The sequence below is a fragment of the Rhodococcus sp. BP-316 genome, from assembly GCF_019836105.1.
Taxonomy (GTDB): Bacteria; Actinomycetota; Actinomycetes; order Mycobacteriales; family Mycobacteriaceae; genus Rhodococcoides.
Genome location: NZ_JABUEE010000004.1, coordinates 144,976 through 157,113 on the forward strand (window position 1 = coordinate 144,976; position 12,138 = coordinate 157,113).

Here is a 12,138-nt window from a genome sequence, read left to right on the forward strand (position 1 = left end):
GTCCGCGCATATCAGAGTAGATGTCGAAAGTGGTTACTGTTTCCATTAAGCACCACCCGACAGTGCAGGAGGACCTTCATGAGCATCGACGACACGGTGGTCCCTCCCGCGGCTCCGAGCCCCGTTCCGCTGCCGTCCAAGGACGTGCTGGGCGGCGCGGGCGACCTGCTGCGTGCACTCGCTGCTCCGGTGCGCATCGCGATCGTGCTGCAACTGCGCGAGTCGGAACGGTGCGTGCACGAGCTGGTCGGTGCGCTGGGCGTCACGCAGCCCCTCATCAGCCAGCACCTGCGTGTCCTCAAGGCCGCGGGCGTCGTCCGCGGTGAGCGTGCCGGACGCGAGGTCCTGTACCGCCTGGTGGACGACCACCTCGCCCACATCGTCGTCGACGCCGTCGCCCACGCTCGGGAGGAGAACCACTCGTGACCGCTCCCCGCACCATCGGTGTGCGCTCGACCAAGCAGCGCAGCGCCATCTCCGAACTGCTGGAGACCGTCGACGAGTTCCGGTCGGCGCAGGAGCTGCACGACGAACTGCGCAAGCGTGGCGACGGTATCGGCCTCACCACCGTCTACCGCACCCTGCAGGCCCTCGCGGACGCCGGCACCATCGACGTCCTACGGACCGATTCCGGTGAGTCCGTCTACCGCCGGTGCTCCGACGGTCACCACCACCATCTGGTGTGCCGCGACTGCGGCTTCACCGTCGAGGTGGAAGGTGCCGCCGTGGAGCGCTGGACCAAGTCGGTGGCCTCGAAGCACGGGTTCAGCGACGTCAGCCACACCGCCGAGATCTTCGGCACCTGCAGCGAGTGCGCCGCGCGATGAGTCACGGCACCAGGCCGACGCGCGCCTTCTCCACACCCGAGAGCACCAGGACGAGCATCGTCATGAGTGGTTCGTCGTCGAGACCCGACGCCGGGAACGTGTAGCGCATCACGACGTCGGCCTGCGACCCGTGCGTCGTGAGCGAGATCGAGCCGAACTGGGACTCGCTGTTGCGCACCGCCACTCGCGCCCGCAGCGTTCCCGACGACGGACGGTCCCAGGCCAGCACGGCCGTCAGAGCGAGCACCTCGAGTCCCGGACTCAGAGCGACCGCACGCAGCGAGCAGAGTGCGCCCGCGTAGCTGAACCCGAGCGATCCGTCGTCGCCCACGGACACGTCCGCGAACTGTCCGAGTGCCAGCCGGGCACGGTCCTGCAGGGCCGCCACGATGTCCTGCTCCGTCATTTCACACCACCGAATCTGCGGTCACGCGAGGCGTACTCGACGCACGCGGCCCACAGGTCGCGGCGATCGAAATCGGGGAAGAGCTTCTCCTGGAACACCATCTCCGCGTACGCGGACTGCCAGATCAGGAAATTGGACGTGCGCTGCTCGCCGGACGGCCGCAGGAAGAGATCGACGTCGGGCATGTCCGGTTCGTCGAGGTACTTCGCGAAGGACGCCTCGGAGATCTTGTCGGGATCGAGCTGTCCGGCTGCTGCGCGACGGGCGATCTCGCGGGCTGCGTCCACGATCTCGGCGCGGCCGCCGTAGTTGACGCACATCGTCAGCGTCATGACGGTGTTGTCCTTCGTGAGCTCTTCGGCCGTCTCGAGTTCGTTGATGACGCTGCGCCACAGACGCGGTCGGCGCCCCGCCCAGCGGACGCGCACCCCCATCTCGTGCATCTCGTCGCGGCGGCGGCGGATGACGTCGCGGTTGAAGCCCATGAGGAACTTCACCTCGTCCGGGCTGCGGCGCCAGTTCTCCGTCGAGAACGCGTAGGCGGACAGCCACCGCACGCCGATGTCGATGCATCCGCAGACCGTGTCCATGAGGACGGCCTCGCCGCGCTCGTGTCCGGCGGTGCGGGGCAGTCCGCGATCCTGCGCCCAGCGTCCGTTGCCGTCCATCACGAGCGCCACGTGGCGGGGAATCAGCTCCGGCTGCAGGATCGGCGCGCGGGCACCGGACGGGTGCGGATCGGGCGCGCGGACCTCACGCCGGGTGGGCTGCTCGCGTGGACTTCGACGGATCACGGGTCTCATCCTGCCCGACCGGAGTTTCTCCGGCAGGTGCGGACCCGGCGGTCCCGGACCCGCCACTGCGTTCGACGAACGGGAGCGTCCGCAGTTGCCGTTCGAGATGCCACTGCAGGTGCGCGGCCACCAGACCGCTCGCCTGCACGCGCATCGAGTCGGTCGACGCCTCGGTACCCGCCCAGTCGCCGCTCTGCAGGGCCGACATCAGGTCGAGCACACCCACCGAGGGTGTGCTGGACCCGGCGGGGCGACAGTGGGTGCACACCGCTCCCCCGGCGGAGACGTGGAACGCGCGATGCGGACCGGGCGCAGCGCACGTCGCGCACTCGTCCAGCGACGGAGCCCACCCGGCGAAGTTCATCGCCCGCAGCAGGAACGCGTCCAGCACCAGTTCCGAGTCGCGAGCCCCGGAGGCCAGGGTGCGCAGCGCGCCGACGGTCAGGTGATGCAGACGAGGCGCCGGAGCATGCTCCTCACCCGCCAGTCGCTCGGAGGTCTCGAGGACGGCGCACCCGGTGGTGTAGCGGCCGTAGTCGGCGACGATGTCGGACGCGAACGACTCGACGGTCTGTACCTGGGTCACGATGTCGAGGTTGCGACCGGGATACAGCTGCACGTCGATGTAGGCGAACGGCTCGAGCCGGGCGCCGAACTTCGACGTCGTGCGGCGCACGCCCTTCGCCACTGCGCGCACCAGTCCGTGGCGGCGGGTGAGGAGCGTGACGATGCGGTCGGCCTCACCGAGCTTGTGCTGGCGCAGGACGACGGCATGATCGCGATACGACCTCACACTCCACCTCTGCTCGCCGGCACCGTGTCATTGTCCCACGCAGGACGACCGGGCGAGGTCAGGGAGCGCCGAGCTCGGCCTGCAGATTCGCCAGCGTCCGCGCGATGTTGCGGCGCTGGAAGGACGCGAAGGAACTGCCCCCGGTGGCCACCTTGTCGAACAGCGCGGCCACCGCGTCGGGCCACGGCCGATCGTCCGTCCACGTCTCGGTGACGCGGGTGCCGCCGTCCACTGGCGCGAAGGTGTACTCCCAGCTCGCGTTCCGTGCGCGGACGATCGGCTTGCCGGGTCCGATGACCTCCACCCGGAACGCGAATCGCCGTGCGGGCTCGGCGGCTGTCACCACGCACCGCGTGCTCCACGTCGCCCGGCCGCGCTTGTTGCGGCCGACGAACGTCATGCCCTCGTAGGTACCTCCACGGCGCGGCTCGTCCACCAGCGCTCCCGTGTTCTCGGGGCTCCACCGATGCGTCTGCGTCGGATCGCTGACCAGTGCGTAGACCTCGTCGGGCGATGCCGCGACGTCGACGTGATCGGACACGGTGCGAGTTCTCGTCATGGCCTCACGCTAGGCGACGGGTACGGAATCGTCGGCGCGGGTAGACAGGAGTGGAAGCGCGTCGTCCGACCGGTCGTGTCGGCGCCGCGCACTACCCTCGACCAGAGGGGCACGCGCGACATGAATGGAGTGACGGATCGATGACACGCACACACGACTCTCGGGACTACGACGAGGCCGACCTGTCGATCGAGAAGCCGAAGACGCATGCCGCCGGTCCGACCGCCGTCGCCGTCTCGATGAAGCGCTCGCTCGAGCGCATGGGCCCGGTGCGGACCGCACGGACCCTGCTCGACCTGAACCAGGCCGAGGGCTTCGACTGCATGAGCTGCGCGTGGCCCGATCCGGATCCGGGTCACCGTCACGCCGCGGAGTTCTGCGAGAACGGCGCGAAGGCCGTCGCCGAGGAAGCCGACAAGCGCCGCGCCACCCCGGAGTTCTTCGCGCGCCACAGCATCGCCGACCTCGACTCGCACAGTGAGCACTGGCTCGGTCAGCAGGGACGCATCACGCACCCGATGGTCAAGCGGTCGGGCGGCACCCACTACGAGGCGATCGGGTGGGACGAGGCATTCGACCTCATCGGCGAGGAGCTGCGCTCGCTGCACCCGGACGAGGCCACGTTCTACACGTCGGGCCGCGCGTCGAACGAGTCCGCGTTCGTGTACCAGCTCTTCGTTCGCGCGTACGGCACCAACAACCTGCCGGACTGTTCCAACATGTGTCACGAGTCCACGTCGTTCGCTCTGCAGGAGTCGATGGGCATCGGCAAGGCCAGCGTCGTGCTCGACGACGTGTACGGCGCGGACCTCATCATCCTGGCCGGACAGAACCCGGGCACCAACCACCCGCGCATGCTGTCCGCGCTGGAGAAGGCCAAGCAGAACGGCGCCAAGATCCTGGCGATCAACCCGTTGCGCGAGGCCGGCCTCATCAACTTCAAGAATCCGCAGACCCCGCGCGGCATGGTGGGACCCGGCACCGATCTCGAGGACATGCACCTGCCGATCCGCATCAACGGCGACCTGGCGCTCTTCCAGGCCATCGGCAAGCTGCTGGTCGAGTGGGACGCCCTCGATCACGAGTTCATCGAGAAGTACACCAACAACTTCGATCTGTGGAAGCAGCACGTCTCGGCGGTCGACTGGGACGAGGTGGAGACGGTCACCGGTCTCTCCCGAGCCCAGATCACAGACGCAGCGAAGCTCCTGCGTGACTCGAAGGCCACCGTCTTCTGCTGGGCCATGGGCATCACGCAGCACCGCAACGCCGTGAACACCGTCAAGGAGATCACCAACCTCGCGTTCGCTCAGGGCAACATCGGTAAGCCGAACGCGGGTGTGCTGCCCGTGCGCGGTCACTCGAACGTGCAGGGCGACCGCACGATGGGCATCTGGGAGCGGGTACCGAAGCACTTCCTCGACGCACTCGAGAGCGAGTTCGGCTTCGATCCGCCCCGCGAGAACGGTCTCGACACGATCGACTCGATCCGCGGGATGCGCGACGGCAAGGTGAAGTTCTTCCTCGGTCTCGGCGGCAACTTCGCCCAGGCCACGCCGGACAGCACCGTCACCTTCGATGCCATGCGCAAGACGAACATGACGGTGCACATCTCGACGAAGATCAACCGCTCGCACCTCGTCACCGGGGACGTGGCGCTGATCCTGCCGACCAAGGGCCGCACCGAGAAGGACATCCAGGCCAGCGGGCCGCAGTGGATCAGCGTCGAGGACTCGACGTGCTCGGTGCACTCCTCCCGCGGTCCGCTCGATCCGCCGAGCCCGCACGTCAAGTCCGAGGTCGAGATCATCACGCAGATCGCGGAAGCCACGATCGGCGACCGCTACGGTCTCGACTGGAAGGGCATGCGCGACGACTACCGCACCATCCGTCAGCACATCTCGCGGGTGGTTCCGGGATGCCAGGGCTACGAGGTCAACGCTCGGCGCCCCGGAGGCTTCGTCCTCCCCCACCCGCCGCGGGACTCGCGGACCTTCCAGACGGAGTCCGGCCTCGCCGAGTTCTTCGTCTCGCCCATCGAGGCTCTGCAGGTGCCGCCGAAACATCTTCTGCTGCAGACGTTCCGGAGCCATGATCAGTTCAACACCACGATCTACGGACTCAGCGACCGGTACCGGGGAATCGAGGGCGGCCGCCGCGTCGTGTTCGTCAACCGCGGCGACATCGCGGAACTCGGCATGAAGGACGGCGACTTCGTCGACATCACCACCAAGTGGGACGACGACGACGTGGTGCGCGTCGCCGAGAACTTCCGGATCGTCGAGTACCAGACGCCCAAGGGGTCCGCAGCCGCCTACTACCCGGAGACCAACCCGCTGGTTCCGCTGGACTCGTCGGCGACCGACAGCAACTGCCCCACGTCGAAGTCGATCGTCGTCTCGTTGAGTCCGGCCAGGGCCGGCAGCCCGGGAGTGGGGCACGGCGGCCAGGACGCCATGCGCTCCGACGAGCACCACAAGACCCAGACGGAGCCTGAGCACCTGTCCTGAACCTGCACCCGGCTACCGTGTCGCGACGATCGATCGCGGCACGGTAGCGCGGGGTCAGAAGCCCAGCTTGCCCATCTGCTTGGGATCGCGCTGCCAGTCCTTGGCCACCTTGACGCGGAGGTCGAGGTAGATGCGGGTGCCGAGCAGCTTCTCGATCTGACCGCGAGCCGCGGTGCCCACGTCGCGCAGTCGGGCCCCACCCTTGCCGATGACGATCGCCTTCTGCGACTGACGTTCGACGTAGAGAATGGCGTGCACGTCCAGCATCGTGTCCGACCCCTCGCGGGGCCCGACCTCCTCGATGACCACGGCGAGGGAGTGCGGGAGCTCGTCGTGCACTCCCTCGAGCGCTGCCTCCCGGATCAACTCGGCCATGAGGGTCTCCTCCGGCTCGTCCGTCAGCTCACCGTCGGGGTAGAACGCAGGCCCGGGCGGCAGCACCTTCGCGAAGACGTCGACGACGACCTCCACCTGCTCGCCGGACGCGGCGGACACGGGGACCACCTCGCAGTCGGGACCGAGCAGGTTGGAGACGGCGATCAGCTGCTCCATGACGCGCTGCTTGGAGACCTTGTCGATCTTGGTCACCAGACCGACCAGCGCTGTCCTGCCCGCGTTGTGGCGGACCTGCTCCAGGATCCAGCGATCGCCGGGGCCGATCTTCTCGTCCGCCGGGATGCAGAGACCGATGGCGTCGACCTCCGAGTAGGTGTCGCGCACAAGGTCGTTCAGACGCTGCCCGAGCAGGGTCCTCGGCCGGTGCAGGCCCGGGGTGTCCACGAGGATCAGCTGCGCGTGGTCCCGGTGCACGATGCCCCGAATGGTGTGGCGTGTGGTCTGGGGCCGAGAGGACGTGATGGCGATCTTGGCCCCCACCAGGGCATTCGTCAGAGTGGACTTGCCGGTGTTGGGCCGTCCGACGAAGCACACGAACCCGGAGTGGAAATCGTCAGTCTCGGTCATGGTCGATCTCGTCTCTCTCGTCCGGCGACTCGGAGTCCTCGTCGTCGGAGTCCGGTTCGGGAAGCTTCTCGGCGGTCACGGTGCTCACGCGCACTCGTCCGCGCGCATCGGAGCCGCCCTCGGCCACCAGGATCAACCCGTGTGCCTCGACACGGGCACCCGGCAGCGGGACGCGCCCGATCTCGTAGGACAGCAGGCCGCCGACGGTGTCCACCTCGTCGTTGTCGATCTCGATGTCGAACAGTTCGCCGAGATCCTCGAGAGGAAGCCGGGACGACACCCGGAAGCGGCCGTCCTCGAGTTCCTCGATCGGGGCCACCTCGTCGGTGTCGTACTCGTCCGCGATCTCGCCGACGATCTCCTCGAGCACGTCCTCGATGGTGACGAGTCCGGCGACGCCGCCGTACTCGTCCACCAGGACGGCCATGTGCTTGCGGTCCCTCTGCATCTCGGCCAGCAGGCTGTCCAGCGGCTTGGAGTCCGGGACGAACACCGCGGGACGCATGACCTCGTCGACACGCACGCTGCGACCACCGTCGGACGACGTGTACGTCTGTTGCACGAGGTCTTTGAGGTAGACGACGCCGAGGATGTCGTCGACGTTCTCGCCGATCACCGGGATCCGCGAATGCCCGCTCCGCACGGCGAGGGTGGTCGCCTGTCCGGCAGACTTGTCACGCTCGATCCACACCATCTCGGTGCGCGGCACCATCACCTCGCGTGCGGAGGTGTCGCCGAGCTCGAACACGGACTGGATCATGCGGCGCTCGTCGTCGGCGACCACGCCGCGCTCCTGCGCCATGTCGACCAGTTCCCGCAGTTCGATCTCGGAGGCGAAGGGACCGTTACGGAAGCCGCGGCCGGGCGTGATCGCATTGCCGACGAGAATGAGCAACCGGCTCACCGGGCCCAGCAGGATGCCGATGGCGCGCAGCGGGTAGGACGACCCCAGCGAGATGGAGTACGCGTGCTGGCGGCCGAGTGTGCGGGGCCCCACGCCGATGACGACGTAGTCGACCACCACCATGACGCCGGCGGCGATGGCCAGTGCCTGCGCCGGCGCGAGCAGGTCCAGCAACGCTCCGGCGAGCAGAACCGTGGACCCGATCTCGCACAGGATGCGCAGCAGCACCATCAGATTGACGTACCGCGGACGATCCTCGAGGATGCGGAGCAGTTCGCTCGCCCCGCCCCGAGATTCCTTCACCATCTCCTCGACGCGTGCTGAGGAGACGGTGTTGACGGCGGAGTCGATGGCGGCGAAGAGGCCACCGAGAGGGACGAGGACAACCGCGAGCACGATCAGTGCCGGAGCGCTGGTCACCGGGTCGACTCACCACCGGCATCGGTCCGGGGATTCGCGAAGCCGGTGCTGCCCAACAATTTCGCGTCTCGCGCAGCCGACAGAGCGTCGCGCTCGGCCTGGCGCAGACTCTCGTACCAGTCCTCGAGGATGCTGTTCTGCAGGCCGAACATCTCCTTCTCCTCGTCCGGCTCCGCGTGGTCGTAGCCGAGGAGGTGCAGCACACCGTGCACGGTGAGGAGTGCGAGTTCGTGCTCGAGCGGGTGCCCGGCCTTCTCGGCCTGGTCCGCCGCGAACGACGGGCACAGCACGATGTCTCCGAGCATCGACGGACCGGGGTCCGGTGAGTCCGGGCGACCGCCCGGCTCGAGCTCGTCCATCGGGAACGACATCACGTCGGTGGGACCTGGCAGGTCCATCCAGCGCATGTGGAGATCGGCCATGGTGGCGGAGTCGACGAGGACCATGGACAGCTCGGCTGCCGGGTGCACGTCCATCTGCGCGATGGCGTAGCGCGCGACCGCGATCAGATCCTCTTCTCCGACGTCCATCCCGGATTCGTTGGAGACCTCGATGCTCATGCGAACACCGTACTAGTGCGCGGCGACGCCCCCGTGCCCGTGCACGCCCACATCAGTGGTGCGCGGCGCGGGGACCGCCACTGCGACGCGCAGCGCGGTTGGCGGACTTGGCGTCCGCGGCGTCGAAACGGTCGTAGGCGTCGACGATGTCGGAGACCAGTCGGTGCCGGACCACGTCGCTGCTGTCGAGCTTGGCGAAGTGGATGTCGTCGATGTCCACCAGGATCTCGGTGGCGGCACGCAGTCCCGAACGCGATCCCCCGGGGAGATCCACCTGGGTGATGTCACCGGTGACGACGATCTTCGAGTTGAAGCCGAGGCGGGTCAGGAACATCTTCATCTGCTCGGCCGTGGTGTTCTGCGCCTCGTCGAGGATGATGAACGCGTCGTTCAGCGTGCGGCCACGCATGTAGGCCAGCGGTGCGACCTCGATGATGCCTGCCTGCATGAGCTTCGGGATGGCTTCGACGTCCATCATGTCGTGCAACGCGTCGTGGAGCGGACGCAGGTACGGATCGATCTTGTCGTGCAGTGTGCCGGGGAGGAACCCGAGTCGCTCCCCCGCCTCGACGGCCGGGCGCGTGAGGATGATGCGGCTGACCTGCTTCGCCTGCAGAGCCTGCACCGCCTTGGCCATGGCCAGGTAGGTCTTGCCCGTTCCGGCGGGACCCACGCCGAACACGATGGTGTTGGCGTCGATCGCGTCGACGTAGCGCTTCTGGTTCAGCGTCTTGGGCCGGATGGTCTTGCCGCGTCGGGACAGGATGTCCAGGCTCAGGACCTCGGCGGGAGACTCGCTCACGCCGCGGCTGAGCATCGCGACGGTGCGCCGCACCGCGTCCGGAGTGACCGGTCCGCCGGCGACCACGACGGCGGCGAGCTCGGTGAGCACCCGCTTGCCGACGGCGATGTCGGACGGTGCCCCCTCGAACGTGACGACGTTGCCGCGTACGTGGATCTCGGCGGAGAGCACCTGCTCGAGCGCCCGGAGATTACCGTCGGCGGACCCGAGCAGAGGGAACATCACGGCGGGGTCGAGTTCGATGGACTCGGTCACACGCGCCTCGGTCAGAACCGGGCGTGAGGACTGCCGCTTCTGCGCGCGGGACGCACGAGTGGTGTCCTGCGCATCGTCACCTCTGGTGCCGACGAAAGGGATGTTGTCACTCACGTGGTGGCTATGGCCTTCTCTCGGGTTTCGATACTCGGTTCGCCGCGACGGGAACCTCTCACCACTTTAACGTCTCCCCCGAGAAGCGCATTCCAGTATGTCGCGCGCAACCCTCGTAGCTGCCCCTTCCCGCACACGGGCCGGGCGGCGCCAGGTGCTCCGGTTGCAACAACCTGCTCCGGTCACAACAGGAGCGGGTTGCGGAAACCGGAGCACGTGCACCAGCGGCCCGCGCCGCAGATCAAGCAGGGGGCGCGCCGGACCAGCGATCGGTCAGGACGCCGAGCGCGCCCAACGCCACGGCCGCCGCGGTCGATGTCCGCAGGACGGTCGGCCCCAGGAGCGCGGGCGTCGCGCCGGCACCGACGAGCATGTCGATCTCCGTGTCGTCGAGCCCGCCCTCGGGTCCGACGACGAGCACCACCTCGGGTGCGCCGCGGAACGGGAGGTCCGCGAAGGCCCCGGGCGCAGCCTCGTGCAGCGCGACCACGATGCCCCCACGTGCGACGACGCCCTCGACCAGGCTGCGCACCATCCGAGTGTCGTGCAGGTCGGCGACGTCGGGAACGAAGGCACGCCGCGCCTGCTTGGCGGCCGCGGAGGCAGCGTTCCGCCACTTCGCGACACCTTTGACGGCCTTCGGGCCGTCCCATCGCGACACGCAGCGCAGCGACTGCCACGGCACGATCGCGTCCGCACCCGCCTCGGTCGCCGTCTCGACGGCCAGTTCCGAGCGCTCCGACTTCGGGAGCGCCTGGATCACGGTCACCGTGGGCCGGGGCGGCTCCGCGGTGGTGACGGAGAGCACCGTGAACGAGAGCCGGGCCTTCTCGACGCCGGTGACCTCGACGGCCGCGAGCGAGCCGCGGCCGTCCGACAGCACCAGCCGCTCACCGACGGTCGTCCGGCGCACCGTGGCCGCGTGCCGACCTTCGGCCCCGTCCAACGCGCCCGACTCCCCCGGAGACGGCAGCGGATCGAGGAAGTAGACGGTCGCCGCCACCAGTGGTCCCGCGCCCGATCAGCGACTGAAGGCGTCGCGCAGACGGGAGAACAGTCCCCCGGTGTGCTGCGATGCAGTGGTGACCACCTCGGCGTTGTCGCGTTCGCGGTGAGTACGCAGTTGCTGCAGCAACTTGGTCTCCGTGGAGTCCAGGCGGGCCGGGACGACCACCTCGAGGTGCGCGTGCAGATCGCCGCGGACACCGCTGCGCAGCTTGGGCATGCCGTGACCGCGCAGGACCTGCACCGAGCCGGGCTGCGTGCCGGGGTCGACGGTGATCGTCGTGGGACCGTCGAGAATCGCGTCGACGCTGACGGACGTGCCCAGGGCGGCGTCCGCCATCGGCACGCGGATGGTGCAGTGCAGATCGTCGCCGTCGCGGACGAACACGTCGTGCGACTTCTCGACCACCTCGGCGTACACGTCACCGGCGGGACCGCCGCCGGGGCCGACCTCGCCCTGCGCCGCGAGGCGGATGCGCATCCCGCTGCCGACACCGGCCGGCACCTTCACGGCCAGTTCGCGGCGGGCACGCACGCGCCCGTCGCCGCCACACTTGCGGCAGGGATCGGGGATCGTCTCGCCCGCGCCGCGGCAGGTGGGGCACGGACGCGCCGTCATGACCTGTCCGAGGAACGACCGCTGGACCGACTGGACCTCGCCGGCACCGTTGCACGTCTCACAGCGGACCGGCGTCGAGTCGCCGTTGGTCCCGGAACCGGTGCACACGTCGCACAGCACGGCTGTCTCGACGGCGATGTGCTTGGTGACGCCGGTGGCGCACTCCTCCAGCGTCAGCGTGGTGCGCAGCAGCGAGTCCGAGCCGGGCTGGACGCGACCGCGGGGTCCGCGGGTGCCGCCGCCGTTGCCGCCGAAGAACGCCTCGAACACGTCGCCGAGTCCGCCGCCGAAGCCGGCACCGCCGAAGCCGCCTGCTCCGCCTCCGCCGCCACTCTCGAGCGGATCGCCACCGAGATCGACGATGCGTCGCTTCTCGGGATCGGACAGCACCTCGTACGCCGAGCTGATGTCCTTGAAGCGGGCCTGGGCCGACTCGTCGGGGTTGACGTCGGGGTGGAACTCACGCGCGAGTTTGCGATACGCGCGCTTGATCTCCTGGTCCGACGCCTTGTTGTCGACGCCCAGAGTTCCGTAATAGTCGCGTGCCACGTGTGTACTCATATCCTCTTGGTGGAAGGTGGGTCGGGAAAAGTTCGGGTGGGGCAGG

General features: G+C 68.4%; 13 protein-coding genes. 3 read left to right on the plus strand and 10 right to left on the minus strand.

The genetic code is table 11. The features are described 5' to 3' along the window. The first annotated feature begins 78 nt into the window (after nucleotides 1-78). Together HQ312_RS09220 and HQ312_RS09225 are read left to right on the plus strand one after the other, a co-directional pair. Complete coding sequence (locus HQ312_RS09220) at nucleotides 79-426, plus strand: metalloregulator ArsR/SmtB family transcription factor (RefSeq protein WP_222638416.1); 348 nt, start codon at nucleotides 79-81, stop codon at nucleotides 424-426. Next, a complete protein-coding gene (locus HQ312_RS09225; protein ID WP_027505728.1) occupies nucleotides 423-827 on the plus strand; it encodes a Fur family transcriptional regulator in 405 nt (134 codons plus the stop codon). The genes HQ312_RS09220 and HQ312_RS09225 overlap by 4 nt, the downstream gene beginning before the upstream one ends. 1 nt (nucleotide 828) lies before the next feature. Here the strand turns inward: HQ312_RS09225 and HQ312_RS09230 are convergent, their stop codons facing one another. From HQ312_RS09230 to HQ312_RS09245, 4 genes are read right to left on the minus strand one after another with little or no spacing between them, the layout of a single operon-like run. Next, the gene (locus HQ312_RS09230; protein ID WP_027505727.1) at nucleotides 829-1,233 is read right to left on the minus strand and encodes a hypothetical protein; all 405 of its coding nucleotides are present in this window, start codon (nucleotides 1,231-1,233) and stop codon (nucleotides 829-831) included. Beyond that, nucleotides 1,230-2,036 carry an isoprenyl transferase gene (locus tag HQ312_RS09235; RefSeq protein WP_027505726.1) on the minus strand — a complete coding sequence of 269 codons (807 nt, stop codon included), beginning with the start codon at nucleotides 2,034-2,036 and terminating at the stop codon, nucleotides 1,230-1,232. The genes HQ312_RS09230 and HQ312_RS09235 overlap by 4 nt, the downstream gene beginning before the upstream one ends. Further along, nucleotides 1,987-2,820 (minus strand): DNA repair protein RecO, encoded by an 834-nt coding sequence (recO, locus tag HQ312_RS09240; protein WP_027505725.1) that lies wholly within the window; start codon nucleotides 2,818-2,820, stop codon nucleotides 1,987-1,989. Before recO ends, HQ312_RS09235 begins: the two co-directional genes overlap by 50 nt. Before the next feature lie 58 nt (nucleotides 2,821-2,878). Further along, complete coding sequence (locus HQ312_RS09245) at nucleotides 2,879-3,379, minus strand: SRPBCC family protein (RefSeq protein WP_222638417.1); 501 nt, start codon at nucleotides 3,377-3,379, stop codon at nucleotides 2,879-2,881. 140 nt (nucleotides 3,380-3,519) lie between these two features. Between HQ312_RS09245 and HQ312_RS09250 the strand changes: the two genes are divergently transcribed. Next, the gene (locus HQ312_RS09250; protein ID WP_027505723.1) at nucleotides 3,520-5,889 is read left to right on the plus strand and encodes an FdhF/YdeP family oxidoreductase; all 2,370 of its coding nucleotides are present in this window, start codon (nucleotides 3,520-3,522) and stop codon (nucleotides 5,887-5,889) included. A gap of 54 nt (nucleotides 5,890-5,943) precedes the next feature. Here HQ312_RS09250 and era read toward each other — a convergent pair whose 3' ends face one another. From era to dnaJ, 6 genes are all read right to left on the minus strand, one after another. After that, nucleotides 5,944-6,852: a GTPase Era gene (gene era / locus HQ312_RS09255; protein WP_027505722.1), complete on the minus strand. Its 909-nt coding sequence runs from the start codon at nucleotides 6,850-6,852 to the stop codon at nucleotides 5,944-5,946. Continuing rightward, nucleotides 6,839-8,176, minus strand: coding sequence for a hemolysin family protein (locus HQ312_RS09260; protein WP_222638418.1), 1,338 nt, complete (start codon nucleotides 8,174-8,176; stop codon nucleotides 6,839-6,841). Before HQ312_RS09260 ends, era begins: the two co-directional genes overlap by 14 nt. Beyond that, nucleotides 8,173-8,736: an rRNA maturation RNase YbeY gene (ybeY, locus tag HQ312_RS09265; protein WP_027505720.1), complete on the minus strand. Its 564-nt coding sequence runs from the start codon at nucleotides 8,734-8,736 to the stop codon at nucleotides 8,173-8,175. Before ybeY ends, HQ312_RS09260 begins: the two co-directional genes overlap by 4 nt. Before the next feature lie 52 nt (nucleotides 8,737-8,788). Next, a complete protein-coding gene (locus HQ312_RS09270) occupies nucleotides 8,789-9,808 on the minus strand; it encodes a PhoH family protein (protein ID WP_056446329.1) in 1,020 nt (339 codons plus the stop codon). Nucleotides 9,809-10,148: 340 nt separating this feature from the next. Continuing rightward, nucleotides 10,149-10,910, minus strand: coding sequence for a 16S rRNA (uracil(1498)-N(3))-methyltransferase (locus HQ312_RS09275; RefSeq protein WP_056445787.1), 762 nt, complete (start codon nucleotides 10,908-10,910; stop codon nucleotides 10,149-10,151). Between the two features lie 18 nt (nucleotides 10,911-10,928). After that, the gene (gene dnaJ, locus HQ312_RS09280) at nucleotides 10,929-12,080 is read right to left on the minus strand and encodes a molecular chaperone DnaJ (protein WP_027505717.1); all 1,152 of its coding nucleotides are present in this window, start codon (nucleotides 12,078-12,080) and stop codon (nucleotides 10,929-10,931) included. Between the last annotated feature and the right edge of the window lie 58 nt (nucleotides 12,081-12,138).

Coding starts and splice junctions, on each gene's coding strand:
- HQ312_RS09220 (WP_222638416.1), top strand. CDS start 79: ATGAGCATCGACGACACGGTGGTCCCTCCCGCGGCTCCGAGCCCCGTT.
- era (WP_027505722.1), bottom strand. CDS start 6,852: ATGACCGAGACTGACGATTTCCACTCCGGGTTCGTGTGCTTCGTCGGA.
- HQ312_RS09230 (WP_027505727.1), bottom strand. CDS start 1,233: ATGACGGAGCAGGACATCGTGGCGGCCCTGCAGGACCGTGCCCGGCTG.
- HQ312_RS09235 (WP_027505726.1), bottom strand. CDS start 2,036: ATGAGACCCGTGATCCGTCGAAGTCCACGCGAGCAGCCCACCCGGCGT.
- HQ312_RS09250 (WP_027505723.1), top strand. CDS start 3,520: ATGACACGCACACACGACTCTCGGGACTACGACGAGGCCGACCTGTCG.
- HQ312_RS09245 (WP_222638417.1), bottom strand. CDS start 3,379: ATGACGAGAACTCGCACCGTGTCCGATCACGTCGACGTCGCGGCATCG.
- ybeY (WP_027505720.1), bottom strand. CDS start 8,736: ATGAGCATCGAGGTCTCCAACGAATCCGGGATGGACGTCGGAGAAGAG.